Origin of the sequence: Propionivibrio sp. (assembly GCF_016790145.1) — a bacterium.
Taxonomy (GTDB): domain Bacteria; phylum Pseudomonadota; class Gammaproteobacteria; order Burkholderiales; family Rhodocyclaceae; genus Propionivibrio.
Map to the genome: position 1 here is coordinate 1 of NZ_JAEUOI010000105.1, position 19,052 is coordinate 19,052.

16 protein-coding genes are annotated in these 19,052 nt (G+C 60.0%); 11 read left to right on the forward strand and 5 right to left on the reverse strand.

Translation table 11 applies throughout. The annotated features are described in order from the left end of the window. Positions 1-290 precede the first annotated feature (290 nt). Positions 291-1,223 carry an ATP-binding protein gene (locus JNM42_RS09335; RefSeq protein WP_294268612.1) on the forward strand — a complete coding sequence of 311 codons (933 nt, stop codon included), beginning with the start codon at positions 291-293 and terminating at the stop codon, positions 1,221-1,223. A gap of 255 nt (positions 1,224-1,478) precedes the next feature. On the opposite strand, the gene JNM42_RS09340 is transcribed toward JNM42_RS09335, so the two are convergent. Both JNM42_RS09340 and JNM42_RS09345 read right to left on the reverse strand, forming a co-directional pair. Continuing rightward, positions 1,479-2,663 carry a sensor domain-containing diguanylate cyclase gene (locus JNM42_RS09340; protein ID WP_294268614.1) on the reverse strand — a complete coding sequence of 395 codons (1,185 nt, stop codon included), beginning with the start codon at positions 2,661-2,663 and terminating at the stop codon, positions 1,479-1,481. Positions 2,664-2,983: 320 nt separating this feature from the next. After that, the gene (locus JNM42_RS09345) at positions 2,984-5,572 is read right to left on the reverse strand and encodes a hypothetical protein (protein ID WP_294268616.1); all 2,589 of its coding nucleotides are present in this window, start codon (positions 5,570-5,572) and stop codon (positions 2,984-2,986) included. A 502-nt stretch (positions 5,573-6,074) separates the two neighbouring features. Here JNM42_RS09345 and JNM42_RS09350 point away from each other — a divergent pair. The 8 genes from JNM42_RS09350 to JNM42_RS09385 all read left to right on the forward strand — a co-directional run bounded on the left by JNM42_RS09350 (position 6,075) and on the right by JNM42_RS09385 (position 12,593). Further along, positions 6,075-6,533, forward strand: a complete 459-nt coding sequence (locus JNM42_RS09350) for a hypothetical protein (protein ID WP_294268618.1) — start codon at positions 6,075-6,077, stop codon at positions 6,531-6,533. 28 nt (positions 6,534-6,561) lie between these two features. Beyond that, positions 6,562-8,172: a 4-hydroxyphenylacetate 3-hydroxylase N-terminal domain-containing protein gene (locus tag JNM42_RS09355; RefSeq protein ID WP_294268620.1), complete on the forward strand. Its 1,611-nt coding sequence runs from the start codon at positions 6,562-6,564 to the stop codon at positions 8,170-8,172. A gap of 84 nt (positions 8,173-8,256) precedes the next feature. After that, on the forward strand, positions 8,257-8,799 hold the full coding sequence (locus tag JNM42_RS09360) for an isochorismatase family protein (RefSeq protein ID WP_294268622.1): 543 nt from the start codon (positions 8,257-8,259) through the stop codon (positions 8,797-8,799). A gap of 483 nt (positions 8,800-9,282) precedes the next feature. Beyond that, positions 9,283-9,873: a ferritin-like domain-containing protein gene (locus JNM42_RS09365; protein ID WP_294268624.1), complete on the forward strand. Its 591-nt coding sequence runs from the start codon at positions 9,283-9,285 to the stop codon at positions 9,871-9,873. 52 nt (positions 9,874-9,925) lie between these two features. Next, the gene (locus tag JNM42_RS09370) at positions 9,926-10,270 is read left to right on the forward strand and encodes a c-type cytochrome (RefSeq protein WP_294268755.1); all 345 of its coding nucleotides are present in this window, start codon (positions 9,926-9,928) and stop codon (positions 10,268-10,270) included. 187 nt (positions 10,271-10,457) lie between these two features. Beyond that, positions 10,458-11,189, forward strand: coding sequence for a sigma-70 family RNA polymerase sigma factor (locus JNM42_RS09375; RefSeq protein ID WP_294268626.1), 732 nt, complete (start codon positions 10,458-10,460; stop codon positions 11,187-11,189). Then, positions 11,186-12,058: a cupin domain-containing protein gene (locus JNM42_RS09380; protein ID WP_294268628.1), complete on the forward strand. Its 873-nt coding sequence runs from the start codon at positions 11,186-11,188 to the stop codon at positions 12,056-12,058. The genes JNM42_RS09375 and JNM42_RS09380 overlap by 4 nt, the downstream gene beginning before the upstream one ends. Positions 12,059-12,068: 10 nt before the next feature. Continuing rightward, a complete protein-coding gene (locus JNM42_RS09385; RefSeq protein ID WP_294268630.1) occupies positions 12,069-12,593 on the forward strand; it encodes an SRPBCC family protein in 525 nt (174 codons plus the stop codon). A gap of 161 nt (positions 12,594-12,754) precedes the next feature. On the opposite strand, the gene JNM42_RS09390 is transcribed toward JNM42_RS09385, so the two are convergent. Both JNM42_RS09390 and JNM42_RS09395 read right to left on the reverse strand, forming a co-directional pair. Next, positions 12,755-13,891, reverse strand: coding sequence for an ABC transporter substrate-binding protein (locus JNM42_RS09390; protein WP_294268632.1), 1,137 nt, complete (start codon positions 13,889-13,891; stop codon positions 12,755-12,757). Between the two features lie 144 nt (positions 13,892-14,035). Then, the gene (locus tag JNM42_RS09395) at positions 14,036-14,518 is read right to left on the reverse strand and encodes a UbiA family prenyltransferase (RefSeq protein WP_294268634.1); all 483 of its coding nucleotides are present in this window, start codon (positions 14,516-14,518) and stop codon (positions 14,036-14,038) included. A gap of 552 nt (positions 14,519-15,070) precedes the next feature. On the opposite strand from JNM42_RS09395, the gene JNM42_RS09400 reads away from it, so the two are divergent. Then, positions 15,071-15,688: an SCO family protein gene (locus JNM42_RS09400; RefSeq protein ID WP_294268637.1), complete on the forward strand. Its 618-nt coding sequence runs from the start codon at positions 15,071-15,073 to the stop codon at positions 15,686-15,688. A 74-nt stretch (positions 15,689-15,762) separates the two neighbouring features. Here JNM42_RS09400 and JNM42_RS09405 read toward each other — a convergent pair whose 3' ends face one another. Beyond that, positions 15,763-16,248 (reverse strand): copper chaperone PCu(A)C, encoded by a 486-nt coding sequence (locus JNM42_RS09405; RefSeq protein WP_294268640.1) that lies wholly within the window; start codon positions 16,246-16,248, stop codon positions 15,763-15,765. 697 nt (positions 16,249-16,945) lie between these two features. Here JNM42_RS09405 and JNM42_RS09410 point away from each other — a divergent pair. Then, positions 16,946-19,036, forward strand: coding sequence for an acyltransferase family protein (locus JNM42_RS09410; protein WP_294268642.1), 2,091 nt, complete (start codon positions 16,946-16,948; stop codon positions 19,034-19,036). The last annotated feature ends 16 nt before the right edge of the window (positions 19,037-19,052 follow it).

Consider the following 19,052-nt stretch of genomic DNA (forward strand, 5'->3'; position numbering starts at 1 on the left):
ACTTGATCGCCAGAAAATTCGTATGACAGTCAAGCTGGTATTGGCTTGGGCCAACGAGCGTATCGGGTAGAAATCAACGCGCCACGAGATTCGAGAAACCAGGTAGAGGAATTCCGCTTTAGGCAAAACCCTGGTCAGGGGGCGACATCTTATCGGTATTTATTGCAAGAAGTCAGCCTTGACGCCACCATTTATCATGGTAATTCGCGGAATATAAATCCATAATTGCCAGGATCTTAGATCGAATCCTGACTCCCGTTCTGCTCGATGCACTGGCGCATTCCTCTGCCGTGGCATTGCTCGGCCCACGCCAGACGGGCAAGACGATGCTGGTTCTGGAAGCGGCCAGGGCGAGTGGACGGCCTTATCTTTATCTCGATCTGGAATCGGAACAGGATCGCGCAAAACTGGCGCAAGCCGAGTTGTATCTGGCCGACCATGTCGACAAGCTGGTCATTCTTGACGAGGTTCACCGGGCTCCCGGCCTGTTCCCGATCCTGCGCGGTCTGATTAACCGTAACCGGCGTGAAGGCCGACGCGCGGGGAATTATCTGCTGCTCGGCTCGGCGGCGCTCGATCTGCTCAAGCAATCCGGTGAAACGCTGGCCGGGCGAATTGCCTATCTTGAACTGGCACCCTTTACCTTGCAGGAAACCCGCCATCTGCCTCCGGATACGCTCTGGCTGCGCAGCGGCTTTACCGAAAGTATGCTGGCCCCGAGTAATGCGCGCAGCCTTCGCTGGCGGCAGGACTTCATCCGTACTTATCTGGAACGCGACATTGCGCAATTTTGTCAGCGCATTGCGGCTGAAACCCTGCGCCGCTTCTGGGGCATGCTGGCGCATCATCAGGGCTTCCTGCTCAACACCGCCCAGTTTGCCCGCAATCTGGGGGTGGATGCGAAGACCGCTGCGTCATATCTCGATCTGCTTGTCGATCTCCTGCTGGTGCGCCGCCTGCCGCCCTGGCACGCTAATCTCGGCAAACGCCTGGTCAAGTCGCCCAAGGTCTATGTACGTGACAGTGGACTGGTGCATGTGCTGCTGGCTATCCCGGACAAGGAAACCCTGCTCGCGCATCCGGTACTCGGGCAAAGCTGGGAGGGCTTTGTCGTCGAGAATTTACTAAACTGTGCGCCGGAAGGCGTTCACGGATATTTCTACCGGAGCAGTTGCGGCGCAGAAATCGACTTGTTGCTGTGCCGGCCCAATGACGAGCTGTAGGCCGTAGAGATCAAACGCAGCCTGACGCCCAAGCTGGAACGTGGTTTTCATGCCGCCTGTGCCGACCTCAAACCCGTACGCAGAATGGTCATCTACCCTGGCGAGGAAAGTTACCGCCTGGCCGAGGACTTCGAAGCCATGAATCCGCTTGCTGCATCGATGCTGGTATCGTGGGGTAATTGAGTCCACTGTGTCGGCGAGCATGAGAGGACGGGGCCGGGGTTGATCTACGGGTTTGATCAACCTGCAAGATCCTCAGGCGCGCTTCGAGCGTTTCCTGGCGGAAAGTGGGCGAAAGATCCTGCGCCAGGCTGAAAGTCGCGCTGTAGCCAACGGCACACTCCCGGCGCAGACGACGCGGTTGCGACCTCCATTCTTGGCCTGATAGAGCGCCTGGTCGGCGGCAGCAATCAGCCGTTCGGCCTGTTGCTGATTTTCCACGGACGGCAGCTCGGCGGGCAACATCGAGAGCCCGATCGAGAGGGTGACCTTGATGGCCTGTCCCGAATGGTCCTGGAACTGGTTTTCTTCGATGCTGCGGCGAATCCGTTCAGCGATTTGCCGGGCATAATGCAGCTCGGACTGCGGCAGGAGAACAACGAATTCCTCGCCGCCGTAGCGGGCAATCGTATCGCCCGCCCGCAACTGGGACTGTATGACGACAGCTACGCTGCGCAGCACTTCATCACCCGTCTGATGGCCGTGCGTGTCGTTGATCCGCTTGAATCGATCGATGTCGAGGAACATGCACCCCAGCGCATGCCGGTATCGGCGAGCCTGGCTGATTTCGGCCTGGCAGCGGTGTTCGAAGTATCGGCGGTTCGGCACCCCGGTCAAGGCATCGGTCAGCCCGGCCAGCTTCAGGCGTTCCTGTATCAGTGCACTTTCCAGGCAAAGGGCGATGATTTCAGCCAGTCGCTCAAGGAAGTCGGTTGCACAACCGGCAACATAACGATCGGGGTTGGCACTGCCAAAGTGGAGGCTACCGATCAGTTCACCCTGACGCGTAAGCGGCAACAGGGCCACAGAGGCAATCGCAGCCGCCGGCGCATTGAACAGTGTCTGGTGTTGCGCCTCGCTGAAGACGCCGAGAAAGGGACGATGTGTGCTGCAATACAGCGTTTCCAGCGCAGCCGGCGTCGGCAGCAAAGTGAGTCCGCTGCAGGCGGTATCGCTGCCCAGCCCGCTTTCCAGAATCCGGCTGGCCTCATTCTCCCGATCAACCAGCGCGAGGGTCACAAACTCAAGCCCGAACGTGAGTTTGCATTCGCTGAGCAGCAGGTGAAGCAGTTCCAGCAGCGAGCCGGCGCCAATCAACTGGCGTTCGAGCTGATCAAAGCGGCGCATCTTGTCTTCATTGATCCGCGCTTCGTTCAGCAGGGATTCCAACTGCCGGTGAAGGGAAAAGTTCTCTGCCTGGAGATGGCTGTTCATTGTCATGCAGTCGGCTGTCAATTCCCGTACTTTAACGTGAAAGTCGCTTCAGCGACTCTTGAACCGCACCTCGTACTCCGGTCTGGCCCGTCAGTCCATGGCCAAATTTCGCGCCACGGTATTTCAATGAGTTAGCGTCAGAACAAATTTACAGTGTTCTGCGCCACTCCTTGATGGCTTTTTCACGCTCGATGGCCGATGGCTTTGTCTGGTGAGTTTCAAACCAGACCAGGGCATGAACGCCGCATTGTCTCGGAACGGCAGCCGAAGCCGAGGGGCATGACTTTCAAAACCTGCGGTGCCTGCCAGAGTCATGCCCACCGGAGTCAACGTCGCCCGCCGCGGAACCCGCCACCGCCGAAACCACCGCCACCAAAGCGGCCTCCGCTGAAGCCACCGCCTCCGAAACGATCGCCGCCGAAGCCGCCTCCAAAGCGATCATCTCCGCCAAACAGGCCACCACCTGAGTGGTCGGCGCCGACGAAGCTGCCGAAGCGGTCATCGCCGAAGCTGCGTGCTGCCGATTCCCTGTCGCCCCACGACGAGGCGCTGGACGATCCGGACCACCCGCCCGATGAATGTTGCTGCCACCCATCGCCGGTATTCCTGTACACGTTGCCATTGACGTCGGCATAATGGTTGTTGCCGACGGAAGCCGTATTCCAGGTGTTGGTCTTGCCGGTATTGGCGTTGTAGGTCGAACCCTGGCCGGCATGGGCATACCCATCGGGGCCCGCTGTCGTTGCTCCGCTACGTTGGTAGCTGCTGCCGTCGGCGCCTGTTCCCGAGACGCTTGAGCCGGTAGAGCGCTGCCCGGTATAGACGTTGTCATTGCTGGCGCGGGCGACGTTGCCGTAGCCACCGGCGGCGGTGTTGACGGTGCGGTCGTAGCCGCGCGTGTAATTGCCGGTGTAGGCGTTGAATTGTCTGCCGGCGGCATATGAGCCCGAGGTGCCGGTGCGCTGGTTGAAGTAGTTGCCGCTGGCGGTACTGCCGGCAACGCCACCGCCCGCATACCACGAGCGCGTGCCGGAGGTCACAGTGTTGCCCCAGTGTCCGTAAACATTCGCGCTGGCGGAGGCGCAGCAAGGGTATCCGCCCCAGTAAGCAGGATGATAATAGGCGCCATAGAAGCCGCCGTAGTACGGCGACGCCCACGCCGCTGTGGCCAGCCCCATGGCGAAGCCGAAGGTGAAGCCGACATAGGGGTTATAGACGGGTACGGCAGCAACGGTATAGGTCACGGGTGCCGGATACCATACCGAGCCGATCCACGGCGAGTAGTAATAACCGGTGCCGTACACCACGGTTCCTGACGGGTCGACGACAGTGCCGAGATAGCCTGGGGTGTAACCCGTGAACACCACAGCAGGCGTTGCTTCGTAAATCCGCACATAGGTGACATAGTGCAGCGGAGATGAAGCAGGGATGGTGTAGATGACGTCGGGCACCGCGCTGGCGACGACCCAGGGTCCGGTCAATTGAGGCGCGCTGAACCACACACCGGCGGATACGGCGTAATAGCCGCTGGCTCCGGCCTGGATGATCGGTACCGACGAGTTGACGACAGAGGACAAAGGAGTGCCGGCAATCGGGGCGTATTGCGGCGGGCCGTCGAAGGACGGCGTGAATGTCGGCCCGTTGCTGAGCGGAACGCTCGCGGTCTGCGGAATGCTGTTGGCGATAATGGCTTCCTGCGCCTGCGGCGTGCCGGCCACTGACGCCAGTACGGCCGCAGCCTTCGAACTGGCCGGTATCTGGGCGAAAGCGGGAGGCAGCGCATTGCTGGCGACAAAGGTCCACGGCCCGCTGAGCGCGGCCGAGCGGAACCAGCGTCCCGCGAGCAGGACGTAGTAATCGTTATTGGCGGTGTTGATCAGCACATCGTTGGTCGAGTTCGATGCCCACAGCAGAGGCGTTCCGTCGATCGGCAGGAAATCGGGCTGGCCGTTGAAAATCACCAGTTCCGCCGGCCCCTGAGCGGTATAGATGGTCGGGACGCCATTGGCCAGAGAGGGCTTTGGATTCGCCTGCGGCCCGCCGTCGAGCAAATCGACTTTCCCCGCAGCAGACAGTTGCCGGGCAACGTTGTCCAGTTCCTGCTGCGCCCCCCAGCCAGGCGAGGCCAGCGTCCATGGCCCGCCGATCGACGTCGAAGTCAGCCACCCATCATAAACATGGAGGTAGTAAGCAGCGCCGATGCCACCGGTCAGGATCAGCGCCCGCGTATTGATCGCGCGTTGTAGCTGGCCGTAATCGGCGACGGGTTTGAGTACCGGCGGGCCATCGATGGGCACCAGGATCGCCGGCGAGTAGCTGACGATGATCTGCGGCGGTGCATTGAGGACGGGAACCGAAGATGGTTTGATTCCCGATGCGGCAAGCGAAGCCTGCAGGCGATCGAGCGAAATGGTCTTCAGGCCTGCCGCCAGGCTGGCCTGCAGTTCTGCCACATAGGCGGCGCCACGCTCAGGCAGTGTCGGGAAATCGCTTTTGGTGATCCTCAGGTTTTCGAAAACGACGGTGCGTGTCACCTTGTCGACCTGCGCGCGCGCGCTGGCGAAGACAACACCGAAGGTCTCCTCCTGCGCGCCGCTCGGCTTGATCGCCAGCGCCGCCCTGAAATCGATCTTATTGCCGTTCCAGGAGTTGATCTGCGGTTGATAGACGAGCACCGCCGCGTTGCTGATGCTCAGATCCCGGGGCCACGGATCGGCCGGCGGCGCCGTGCCCGGTGTCTGTGCAAGATCGCTGGTGCCAAAGCTTTGCTGGTTGGCAAAGCCGGTCTTGGGTGCGCTGAAGCCAGTCTCACCGTCCCCGCCCCCCGCCGAAGCACAGCCGGTCAACAAGAGCGCTCCGCTGACAGCACCGGCAAACAGTCCGCGCAAGACAAGTTTCGTAGATTGACTGGCCATGGTTATCTCCTGGGTGAACAAGGATCGGATACGCGAAAACGTTTGTCGTTCAAGGATTCAATTCATCCCTCGGCTACCAGGGGGATGGTGATCGCGAGGTATCAGCACGGTTTGCAAAATCTAGCTGAATTGCTGCAAAAAGGTCATTCAACAATAGCAGCACAAGTATATTGGTGCGCATCGACAGCGGTCAATCGGCAGGGCGATTGCAACAGTTCTCTTTTAGAACAAGCATACCCTGTCGATCGGCTGGTTGAGGATGGCATCAGCCGATGGTTCGGGTCGATTGCGGCCGTATCGAGGTTTGGGCAAGTATCAATCGGCGCAAACTCCTCGCATGGCATCTCGATGGGGTCATGCGCCCTGGCTTCCAGCCGGCTTTACAGGCCGTTCTGAAAGCTCGGCAAGCAGGTTATGGACAGAGGTGTAAGATCGACGCTCATGTTGTCCTCCAGATTAACTGGGGTCAGTAGGGCGTATCTTTGATAGCGAAGGGAATACTATGGCTACCCCGGCAAAACCGGCAACAAAATCCACAGCGAAATCAGGCGCCAAGTCGGTGACCAAAGCCGCTTCGACAATACGCGCCAAACCAGCCACAAGCTCCACGCGCGCCACTGTCCATGAAGCGGCCGAGCCCTTTCTGCGTTTCCGTCACTCACCGGAACTGCAGGCCAGAACAGAGGCCGTGTTGACGTCGCTTGAAGCATCACCGGCGCTTGCCGGCCATGGCGATGCCCTGGCGGACTTGGTGGCCGAACTCACCGAGGCCGGAATGAATTACTATTACCTGCGCGCACTCAAGGATGCCCAGGTCGGCTTTGTCATTGAGCAGTCGGCGCGTCTGGCCATGTCGGGTGCGGTGAAACTGATCAGTTCGGTCAGCCGGAAATTCATCGTACGCATGGACGATACGCAGTTACTGGCCGTCGCCCGGCATATCCGCCATCTTGCTCGATGAGTTTTCCGGATGTCATTGAGGAGTACGCATGGTAACCAATGCAGCAGGCAGTGACCGCAGCAAGTTGATGAACGGTCAGGATTACCGTGACTCCTTGCGGAAATACAAGCCCACGGTCTATGTCGATGGCCGCTTGATTGAGTCCGTGGTCGATGCTCTCTCGCTTCAGCCCGGCATTAACGCACTTGCCGTCACCTATGACTTCGCGCTTGACCCTGCCAGGGCGCCGTTGATGACGGCCAGGCAGTCCGTCAGCGGCAAGACCGTCAATCGCATGCTGCACATCGACGAATCGGCCGGTGACTTGCTGAACAAGCTGGAGGCGGTCCGCATACTCTGCCAGGAGACAGGCTGTGCCCAGCGCTACCTGGCACACGATGCACTCAACGGGATTGGTCAGGCTGTCGCCCGGATCGATGACGCAAAAGGGAGCACCGAATATCGCGCCAAATTTGCCGCCTACCTGCAGCATGTCCAGGATGAAGATCTGACACTCGGTATCGCCATGACCGATGCCAAGGGCGACCGCAGCAAGCGCCCTAACCAGCAACTCAATCGGGATGTCTATGTGCATATCGTCGAGCGCAACGGCCAAGGCATTGTCATCTCCGGCACCAAGGCCATCGTGACCGCAGCGCCCTACGTGCACGAGTTCCTGGTCATGCCTTCACGCAACATGCAGGAGGCCGATGCCCAGTTTGCCGTCTGCTGCGCCGTTCCCGTCGATGCGCCTGGCATTACCATTGTGTCTCGTCCGGCCGGGCGTCCGGGCGAGAAGCCGGAACATGGTTCTCCACTCTTCTCTCGCCGATATGGCCAGGCCACCGGCGTTGTCATCCTTGACAAGGTGTTCGTTCCCTGGGAGCGCGTTTTCGTTGCCGGTGAATGGGAGTTCTCAGGGGACGTCACTTACAACTACGCCACCCATCACCGCCATAGCTGTATCGCTGCCCGTGCAGGCTTCGGTGATTTGCTGATCGGAGCGGGTGCGCTGATGTGCGAAGCCAACGGCCTTGACCCCGACCGCAAGGCCAGCCTGCGCGATCCCATGGTGGAACTCATCAAGATTACCGAAGGCTTCTACGCCTGCGGTGTCGCGGCCAGTGTCTATGCCGTGCAAGACCCCTACTCGAAGAGCTTCATGCCGGAACCCGTGTTCGCCAACATCGGCAAGCTTCTGCTCTCCACCCAGATTTACGACATGCATCGCCTTGCCCACGAAGTGTCGGGAGGCCTCATCGTCGCCTTGCCAGGCCCGGATGAAGACCACAACCCGGCTACCGCAGCGACCCTGGCCGAGGTGCTGCGAGCCAATCCCGATGTTCCGTACGACAAGCGAATCGAAGTCGCGCGCTTCATCGAGGATTTGACGGCATCCTACCAGGGCGGCTGGTACTCCCTGATCAGCTTGCACGGTGGCGGCTCCCCGAGCGCCCTGAAGCAGGAAATCTGGCGCAACTACCCGCTCGGCGACAAGGTCGATCTGGTGGAGCGTTTGCTTGATCGCGGCGTGCTGACGGATGACAATCGGCCGATTACCCGCAACAAGCAGCCTGGCCGGTGCTGTGATGCGGGCTGTAGCCAGCCGGGGCAAGCGGTGATGGTGCCGTTACCCATTTCACGTAAAGCTGACGCGTGACAGGAAGCCCGCCAGCTCTGATAGACCATAATCAAGTCGTCACGCGCTCATGCAGAGCGGTGAGCTTTTCACGAGAACAGCAGCATGCGAATCAAGCCTTCTGAATCATTACTGCTGGCCATTGACCTGCAAGCGCGCTTGTTGCCTGCCATTGAATGCGCCCAGACCGTTCTGGCCAATGCCGTGTGGCTGGTCGATGTGGCACAGGTTATTGGCGTGCCTGTGCTGGCAACAGAGCACTGTCCCCAGAGTTTGGGTCTGGTCGAGGCCGGGCTGCGGGCGCGGTTCCCCGAAGACGCCATTGTGCAGAAGACGCATTTTTCGGCCGTCAGCGAGGGCAAATTGCTTCAGGCCTGTGAAGCAGGGCGGAAACAATGGGTTGTCGTGGGCACTGAAGCCCATGTCTGTGTGCAACAGACGGTACTCGACCTGTTGGCAGTGGGTCGCCAGGTGTTTGTAGTCGAGGATGCTGTCGGCGCAAGGCGCCACCACGATAAAGAACTGGCCTTGCAGCGCATGCAGCAGAACGGCGCTGAGATTGTCAGCCGGGAAATGGTTGTTTTCGAATGGCTTGAGCAGGCCAATACTCCGGTTTTTCGCGATGTGCTTAAGCGGTTTATCCGTTGAATTCAGAGCAGCGACGAATTTCGGCAGTTCTACACTGAATGGACGCCCCGGGTCGGATTACTGTGACTCGTGTTGCTCCGACTGTACTCCTCAGTCATGGAAAGTCACAGACCCTCCGGATTGTTAGCGACGTTCAGCCTGATAGCGCTGAATGGCACAAGTCGCCATGCCAGCATTGTCCGGCAAAGCAGATTCTTGAATCCAGTGGGTAGTCACCCCTGCTTACTGGATTCCGGGTTCCGCTTCGCGGCCCCGGAATGACGTGCTGAACATTGTGGCTAATCAGGACGTCAGTTAGCGCTGCATTGCTGCCTGACAGGGAAGTTGTCGGTGAAGCTATGGCTGCGGTAGTCGCCCCACAATTTATTTTCCTGCATCCGGACTCGGCATCGCTGCGTATGGGTCAACAGGTGCTTGCTGGGCACCTCTTGTCAAGAACCGAACCCGGCCTCACTAGGTCGCAACTGAATGAAGGAAAGCACCATGCTGATCAAGACGAATCAATCTCCTGATGTCACCCGCCGCAGCTTCCTGAGTACGAGCGGCGGTATCGCCCTATCGGGCGCTGCCCTGGCGCTTCTAGCCGGCCATACTCACATCGCCGCAGCGGCGAGCGCCAATCCGTCCAGCGATGTGGGTATCCTCAACGTGGCCCTGGGCCTGGAGTACGAGGCCATCGCCGCCTACCAGTTGGGTGCCGAGAGCGGACTGCTGCAGAAGCCGGTGCTGGACACTGCGGTACTCTTCCAGAGTCATCACAAAGGGCACCGGGACGCGCTCATTGCCACCATCGAAAAGCTGGGCGGCAAAGCCGTCATGGCCAAGTCCAACGCCGACTATGCGGCGGCCCTGAGCGCCGGTGGGCTCAAGTCCCAGACGGACGTTCTGACCCTGGCAGCGCGCCTCGAACTGGGGGCCGTCAATGCCTATCTTGGTGTCATTCCCGCCTTCGGCGACAAGGATCTGGCCAAGGTAGCGGCGCGCCTGGCCGCCGACGAGACCATGCACTGGTCACTGCTGACCAGCAGCCTCGGCAAGCCGGTACCGGTGGTGGCCCTGAGCTTCGGAGCCTGAGTTGGCGCAGGCGGCCGGACTGGCGTTGCGGGCCACTTCGCTGCTGACTGCGGTGGTCGCCCTGTCGGTACCTCCCGTCGGCGCCGCTCGCGCCGCCGACACGGCGCGCGGCGGCGCGCTGTACGAAGCCCGCTGTGGCGCCTGCCACAGCCTCGACGCGCATCGGGTCGGACCCATGCACCGGGGTGTCTTCGGCCGTCGGGCGGGTTCCGCCCCCGGCTACGAGTACTCGCCGGCCCTCAAGGGGGCGGACATGGTCTGGGACGCTGCGACTCTCGATGCCTGGTTGAAGAACCCGGAGACACTCGTTCCCGGTCAGCGCATGGGCTATTCAGTCGCTGACGCGATCGATCGGGACGACCTGGTGGCCTTCCTGCGCCAGGCGTCGACGCGCTGACATCTCCCATTCAGGCACGATCCGCGCTATGTCACCGCGCATTGCCGATGATCCACCAGGACGCCATCTGGCGCCCCTCGCCGTACCCAATGTTTTCATACCGGTGTCGGCCAGCCTTGCCCCTGCGATGTATGCGTCCCGAGCAAGTGAATTTGGCAGGAGAGGCGGATTGGTGCAAGATGCACTCATGGCACTGACCGACCCCCCTGATTTGTTATTGGCAGCAAGCGCAGACGACGCCTGGTTCGACGCGCCGGCCAGCGTCGCTGCCGCGGACGAGGAAGCCCATGGCGCCGAAAGCGCTGCAAGCAGGCGCCGGGCAAGCTCGGCGGCCGCCAGCGAGGCTTGTCTGTGCGACTGGATTGCGCGCGTGGTGCGGCAGGACGAGCAGGCCCTCGCGGAACTCTACGAAACCATGGCCGGCCGGGTCTATGGCCTGGCTTTGCGCATCACCCGTCAGGTGCAGACCGCCGAGGAAGTGACCGAGGATTGCTTCTGGCAGGTCTGGCGCCAGGCGCCGCGCTTTGACCCCACTCGCGGCGCCGCTGTCGCCTGGATCTTGACCATCGCCCGCAGCCGCGCGCTCGACGCCCTGCGCCGTGCTGACAGCACCGAGCCCCTCGGCGATGAGCGGCTCGCCAGCATCGAGGCGGAAGACGGAAGCAATCCCCACGACCTGCTCGACGCTGTCGAAAAGCAGCACCGCCTGCACGCCGCCCTGCGCGACCTCGAACCGCTGCCCCGCCAACTGGTGGCACTGGCCTTCTTCCGGGGGCTTTCCCACGAGGAGATCGCCGCTCAGATGGGACTGCCGCTGGGCACCGTGAAATCACACATTCGCCGTGCCCTGCTGCGCCTGCGCGAGCTTCTCGGCTCAGCATCCGGCGCCGCCAACCTGAGCCAAATGGTGACGCCATGAGTACCGATCCCAGACTGCCCGACAGCGACCTCCCGGACGAGATTTCCGGCGAGGGTGGCCGCGCGGTGAGTGAGATCAACCGGCTGATCCTTGAGAGCCTGGCGCCTCTGGAGGTTCCTCCTTCTCACAGGGCAAGCCTGCGCGGAAGGCTGATGGCCCGCGTCGGCGATAGCAAGCGTCGCCATGCCGGGCTGGTCACCGTGCGTGCCGGCGACGGCGCCTGGCGTGAGATCAAGGCCGGCGTGCGCACCAAGACCCTGCGCGAGGGCCCGGAGGGCGCCTCCGTGCTCATCGAGCTGGCGCCGGGAGCGGCGCTGCCGGTACATCGCCACCGCCACCTCGAGGAAGGCATCGTGCTCCAGGGCGGGCTGCAACTGGGCGATCTGGAGCTGGGTCCCGGCGACTACCACGTGTCGCCCGCAGGCAGCCGCCATGGCCGCATCAGTTCCCGTCAGGGCGGCATCGCCTACCTGCGCGGCACCTCACTGGGACACACGGCCGCAGTGTTCGCCGAGCTGATCGGCGGCCTGCTACCCGGCGACGGACCGGCGCTGCATACCGTCCTGGCCGGCGAGGGTAACTGGGAGGCTATTGCCGAGGGCGCCGAGCAAAAGCTGCTCTGGCGCGACGGGGACTTCATCTCCCGCTTCGTTCGCATGGCCCCCGGAACCCGCCTGCCGCCCCACGCCCATGACGGCGAGGAGGAATGCATCATGCTGGCGGGCGAGGCCTTCTTCGGCGACATCCTAGTGCGCGCCGGAGAGTTCCATCTGGCGCTCCTCGGCAGCATGCATCAGGAGGCAGTGAGCGAGACGGGCGCCATGGTCTTTTTGCGCAGCCGCGAAGCCCTTCCCGTGCCTGCGGCATGAGCCGGTCGCGGTGAGCCTCCGCTTGGTTCTGGTCAGTCGCTGGCGCCTGGATACGACGCGCGAACGGATCTGGGAATTGCTCAGCCGACCCCAGACATGGTCCGACTGGTGGCCCCATCTGGCGAGCGTCGAGCCGCTTGCCGCCGGCGATGACGACGGCGTTGGCGCCAGTTATCGCTTTCACTGGCGCAGCGGGCTGGGCTACGGATTCTCGCTTGTCATTACCACGACCCGTTCGTTGCGTTTGCGGGAGATCGAGGGGGCAGCCGGGGGCGACCTGCGTGGCATCGGCCTCTGGGTCATCGAGGAAGACGGGCCCGGCGCCGTGCGCCTGACCTACCGCTGGGACGTGGAACTCGCAAAACCCTGGATGCGCTTTTCCGCCCCGCTGCTAAGGCCGGTCTTCGCCTGGCGCCACTTCGCAGTCATGAGCAGCGGCGCCCGCGGCATGGCGCAGCGCCTGGGTTGCCGGCTGGGTGAAATGGAGGAGTGGTCTACGATCACGTTTCTGGCACCGAACGCGACAGCAGGGTAAGCTTCATGGGATGTCACCGTCCGCTACGCTGTGAAGCTGAAGATGTGTGCCTCAACCCCGCTACCGGCCAATGGCTTCGCATCAAGCAGAACTTCAGTCTGACAACAGCGGAAGTGCCGGATATAGACACGAATCGGCACGATGTCCTTTGATCCTGATATCTACTTCAGCAGCTTGCCATCGCGATTGATGATATTGATATCGACGAAGTTCACACCGCCATGGTTATTCGTTGTATAGCTGACAAACAGGTCGCCTGCATTGTAGTCCCTGATCTGCTCAAGGGCGTCGCGCAGTTTCTTGCGGGTCGGATTCGGGCCGGCGCGGCGCAAGCCTTCGACGAGCACTTTGGCGCCGAGGAAGCCTTCCAGCAGGGTATGGTTGGGCGTGACGTCAACTGGCTTAAACTTGGCAAAGTTGTCCATGACTTCCCGAGTTAATGGAGTCGCGCGGGTTTCCGGGTTTGGAACCACCTGGGTAATGACAAGGCCGGCCGCTGCCTTCTTGCCAATGCGCTGGACGATCTGCGCCGCATCGGTGACGGAGAGTGTAATGAATTCGGCCATGTTGCCCATCTCCCTTGACTGCTTGAGGAATTCGGCGCCTGCCGCTGTGTTGGCAATCATGATCACCGCCTGCGGTGCGGCGGCAGCAATCGACTTGACGGCAGCAGAAACTTCCGTGGTGTTCTTTTCGTAACTGGCTTTGGCGATGATCTTGCTGTCGTATTTGCCGATCAGTGCTTCGGCGCTGGCCAGCCCGTCGAGACCAAATGGGTCATTCTGGTAAAAAATCGCATAATTGCGGTAACCCGTGGAACTGTATTGCTGAATGATCCTGTTGATTTCCGCCTCATAGCTGGCTCGGGTAAAGAACAGCCATGGGCTGCCGCTCTTGAGTACGCTTGACGCTCCAGTTCGCATCATGACCAGTGGAATGCCGGCGTCGGTGAGTATCTTGTCCTTGAGCAGCGCTTCAACATTGCCGGTGCCGACGAACCCGATGAGGGCCAGAGGCTGCGCCTCGTTAATCAACTCCCTGGTCAGGCGAACGGTTTCGCTGGCGTTATAGGCGTCATCCTTTGTGATCAGACGGATTTTCTGGCCATGCACACCGCCACTGGCATTGACGGCGTCGAAATAGAGCTGTGCGCCGGCACGAATGTGGCTGCCGGTCGGCGCAAGCGGGCCGGACAAGGGGGTGACCTGCCCGATGACGATATCGGCGAGTGCGTTTCCGGCAACAGTGAGTGCGGCAAGAATGAGGGCTGTCCGCTTGAGTTTGCTGATCAATGTCATATCCACTCCAGTTGTAAAACACGGAATACATGCAATACAAGGAATCTATGGGGGCGGATACGTAAAGTCAAGGAGCGGACATCAGACGCTCAATGAAGTCAGGCATTCCGAGTGCCAGGGCCAGCGGCAGATCGACCGCCAGATTCACAACAGCACTCCGATCGACAGCACCAGTCCGAGCACAAATCCCGTCTGGGCTGTAGCAGCCAGCAAGGAATTCAACTCCGACCCCGGCGGATTGCGCAACAGTCGGCGAATGAGCGACAGACTGAGCGGCAGGGCCAGAAATCCGAGCCAGGCGCCTTTATGACCGTACCATGAAAGTAGCGGCAGCATCAGTGCAACGTAAAGCAGGCGCGAGTGCTTGCGTCCAAGTACCGATACCAGCGTTTGGCGGCCGCCAAGCAGATCACTCTCAAGGTCTCGGTAGTTGTTGATCAGCAGGACGGCTGCGGCCGGCAGGCCGACCACCAGACCAGCGAGCAAGGCATCGGGCGACCAGGCGCCGAGTTGAAGCCAGTGGCTACCTGCGACAGCAACCAGCCCGAAGAAGAGCAGAACAAAAAGGTCGCCCAGGGGTGAATGGGGAAACTGGACGCGGACCTCCGGAGTAGGACCAGCCGGCAAGCAGTGAGGCCAGGCCGGCAAGCAGAATCGGCCATCCGCCCAAGGCGACCAGATAAATGCCCAATAGCAAAGCCACAGTAAAACTGAGGAAGGCCGCACGGCTCACGCTGGCCGGATTCGTCCCTCCCTCGGCTGACACACGCCGTGGTCCGACGCGGTCAGATTGATCATTGCCACTCTCAAAGTCGGCAGCGGTGCCGACCAGGGCCGGTGTAGCGGAAATGCTCAGGGTGCGTTGAAGAACCGCCATCCACCAGAGATGCCAACCGCTGCGAAATACCGTGCTGGTTTTACCAGTGACCGTCAGCTTGCTGATACTACTTTGGCTAGAGCTGTTGTTTGGCATCGCAGCACCCGGAGATAGCCGCATGGCCTGCTGACAGCAACATGTATGCGGTTTGTTTCATAGGTAATGTCATGTAGGCGCTCCAGCCTTGATATTTGGAAATCAAATCGCCCATGCGACTAAATGCCACTTTGGAATTAAGTCGCATCTGATCATAGTAGAGCCCAACACGAACTTGAACTGAAACAGGCAGTGAAAAGAACCGAATGAACAGAAACACTCTCCTCCCGGCGGCAGTTCTCTTGCTCGCCGGCATGCTCGTCTGGATGCTGTTCTTCTGGAAACCGGGTAACCAGGCGATACCGCAACCAGGCCAGCCGCTAGCGCTGGCCAGCACGCCCACCGGCGGTGAATTCACGCTCACCGGCAGCAAGGGTGCCGTATCCCTGGCGGATTTTCGTGGCAAGGTGGTGCTGTATCTGGGCTACACCTACTGCCCGGACGTTTGCCCGATGTCGCTGGCGCTGATCGCGCAAGGGCTTGCCGGGCTGGATGCCGCCGCACTGCAAAAGGTGCAGGGGATTATCGTCTCGGTCGATCCGGAGCGCGATACGCTGAAGCGCCTGGCGGAATACGTCCCCTTCTTTCACACCAGCCTGATCGGCGTTACCGGGACGCCGGAGCAGATTGCTGCCGTCGCCCGCATGTACGGATCCAGCTACCGCAAGCAGCCAAAGGGGCCGGAAGGCCACTATGCCGTCGATCACTCGTCGGTGACTTACATCATTGCCCCGGACGGCAAGCTTGTCGTCATGCTGCAGCACGGTAGCCCGCCGGAGAGCATTACGGCGGCGATCAACAAGACACTTGCTACGACAAAATAGCGATTTGACATTCATTTCGCCCAAGAAATAAATGTCAACACCCCCTGGTTCAACAGCAGTGACAACTTCAGCCCTTAATGCTTCATTCCACTGTGCTCCATGCCCTTTTCGGCGGACGGGGTGATTGGCACTTTGCGCACCGGGGCTTCGATCTGCTGTTTGCTGCCATCATCGAAACTGAGCGCGATCGGGATCGCATCACCATCCTTGAGCGCTTGCCTGATGTCGATCAACATGATGTGGTAGCCGCCCGGCTTGAGTTCGGCCTGACCATTGGCCTTGATGTCGATGCTCTTGACTTCACGCATCTTCATCACGCCGTTTTCATTGGTGTGTGAATGCAATTCGACGGTTTTTGCGATGGGGCTTTCTGCCTTGACCAGTTTGCGATCAGAACTTCCGGCATTCTTGATGACCATGAAGGCTGCGCTAACCTGCGAGTTTGGCGGAACCAGGTTGACATAGGGATCGTTGATTGACAGCCTGGTTTCTGCAGAAAACGAGGCGAACGGGATTGCTGCACTGAGCAGCAAGGCAAAGCGGAAATACGTGCGGTACATGGAATCTCCCTGGTAAAGATTGTTCGTGAAGTCTTGTGACATAAAGACCAGTCTGCTTTGTCTGTATTGAGCAATGTTCTGATCATATCAATGATTTTCCACAAAGTTGACGAAAATTCACCCCTGCTCGATGAGCTTCATGGAAGCCAGGAATGCCATTAGCCTGGACGGCCAGAATCGAAAAGCGAATGCGCTGGCGGAGTTCAAGCGAGATGCAAGTTAAAAGGGGAATTATTCGTGAACTCAGCAGTAGCCCTAAAAAATTGGCATGGACTCAAAAGTGCACGTAGGCATTCTCGAAAAGCAGACGCTCCGACGCAAAGCCCAGGATTCTCTGCTGGCGCTGGTTCAGGTCGGAATAGGCAGTGTATCCGCCACTCAGAATCGGTAATCCCGATCATGTCGTCATCTGAAAGATATGGCCAGTGGCATTTTTCCTGGCCGTTAGCAAGCGCTGAGCTGCGGTTAACCTGGTGAACAACTTGCGTATCTCTGGTTCAATCGCCGCTTCGAGCAGATCGAGGGTCCTGCCGCCGCAAGCGGCAGCATACGAACATCAGATTCCGGCTGTCTGACCACCTCCTCGAAGGCCCGATCAGCGAGAAGCCCCATAAAAATCTGTTAGCATGACGCCCCTCCGGAAGTTGAAAATCCGGGGGAAGCTCACCGTCAGGAATTCAATCAGCATCGATCCCACATGAACTCTCCAACGCCGAAAGCACAATCCAAATATCGCCCGGATATTGACGGGCTGCGGGCTATTGCCATCCTCTCGGTGGTTTTTTTTCACGCTGGATTTCCAGGGTTTTCTGGCGGCTTCGTTGGCGTTGACGTTTTTTTCGTCATTTCCGGCTTCCTGATTACCTCACTGCTCTTTAACGAGGCGGTGGCCACCGGCCGTGTCAGTCTGAGTGCCTTTTATGCACGACGCGTGCGCCGACTGATGCCCGCCGGTCTGCTGGTAGTGGCTGTAACGCTGCTGCTCGGCGGGATTTTCATGGCTCCCGTCTCGGATGATCAGCGCTCACTGGCGCGCTCGGCAATGACGGTGGCTGTCTTCGCATCGAACTTCTACTTTTTTGCGACGACGAGAGGCTATTTCGATTCTCCCTCCTTCACCATGCCATTGCTGCATACCTGGTCGCTCGCCCTGGAGGAGCAGTACTACCTGATCTGGCCCCTGCTCATGCTCCTGGTTTTTCACGTTTCCCGAGCGTCGCATGCCGAAGGCCCCATGCGAATACGCGCCGTGTGGGCTTTGAGTGTGATGCTGCTGGTATCGCTCGTCGTGTGCGTCGTCACAACCCCCGTTTATCAGAACTTTGCCTTTTACCTGCTGCCTGCCCGGGTCTGGGAGTTTGCCATCGGCGGCCTGGCCGGATTGGCGGGGTCTGCATTCTATGTGCGCCTGCGCTGGTGCGCCGAGGGATTGGCCGTGGCCGGCCTGGCAATGATCGCCTGTTCGGTCGTCGCCCTGAATGAAGGCACGCCTTTTCCGGGGTGGGCGGCCATCCTGCCTGTATTTGGTGCAACCTTGCTGATTGTCGGCATGACAGCCAACGAACGGGGCGTCGTGCGGCAAGTGTTGTCCTTCAGACCCATGGTATGGATCGGCTTGTTGTCCTATTCGTGGTACCTATGGCACTGGCCACTGCTTTCAATTTACAGAACATACAAGCTGGGAGTACTGGACATTGCGGGCAATGCGCTGATTGTCGCGCTAGCGCTGGTACTGGCCGGGTTGACCTATCTCTGGATCGAGCGCCCCATCCGGCTACGTCGGCCGTGGCTGTTCAGCGGAACAAGGTCGACGCTGTTTGTGGGTCTGGCAATGTGCCTGGCTACGCTGTTCCTGGCCGGCGGCCTGTGGGCGTGGCGCCACCATCAGAAGTCTGCCGAAGCGTATCGGGAGATCATCACAGCACATGCCGACCATCCCCCGTTAACGAAGGAATGTTCCGAGCCGGTGCGGCCAGCAGGCGACTTGCCGCTGGAAAAGTGCAGTCACGGCCCGGATAAAAAGCATCCCAGACTGCTGTTGTGGGGAGATTCACATGCACGCCACATGTTACCGATGCTGATGCAGGCATTTCCTGATGTTGCCGTTTACGAACTGACAAGACCCACCTGCGCACCGCTGATCGCTGACGAATCACGGACGGTGGAGCGTGGATCGCGGTCGGCAGTTCTGGCGAAGCCCTGCCAGGAGTTCAATCAACGGGTGTTGCAAGAAATTATGGAGTTGAAAGGCCGCGGACTTGAGGGTGTGGTCATTTCTGCAAGATGGCCCATCCACTTTGCGCACAACAGTTTTTCGGTTGCTGACATCCCACGAAGCGGTCTGGTTCAAACCGACGAAAAAATTCTGGTACAGGTACGTGCCGACATCCAGGCGGATCTCGACCTTACGTTGACTAGTCTCGAACGTAGCGGCTTACGCGTCGTGGTGCTCGCGCCAACCCCGCAACTGATTTATCACGCGCCGGCCTGCCTGGCGTCGCTGGATACATCGCGCTGCGATGTTGCGCGCTCCTTGAACGACGCTTTGCTGACCGATGTGACTGCCGCGCTTGCCGAAGTGGTGAGTCGGCATCCGAATGCACGGCTGGTCCAGGTGATGGATTTTTTCTGTGACGAACAGACCTGCCATGCCGTGCGCGACGGAAAAATCCTCTACCACGACGACGATCACCTGACGATAACCGGAGCCCGGGAACTCGGGCGCTATCTGAGTGCCGATCTGGCCTGGCTGCGCGGCAAGCCGGACGCGGCTGGCGGAGTGAAGTGACAAGGAGCGGGGTCTC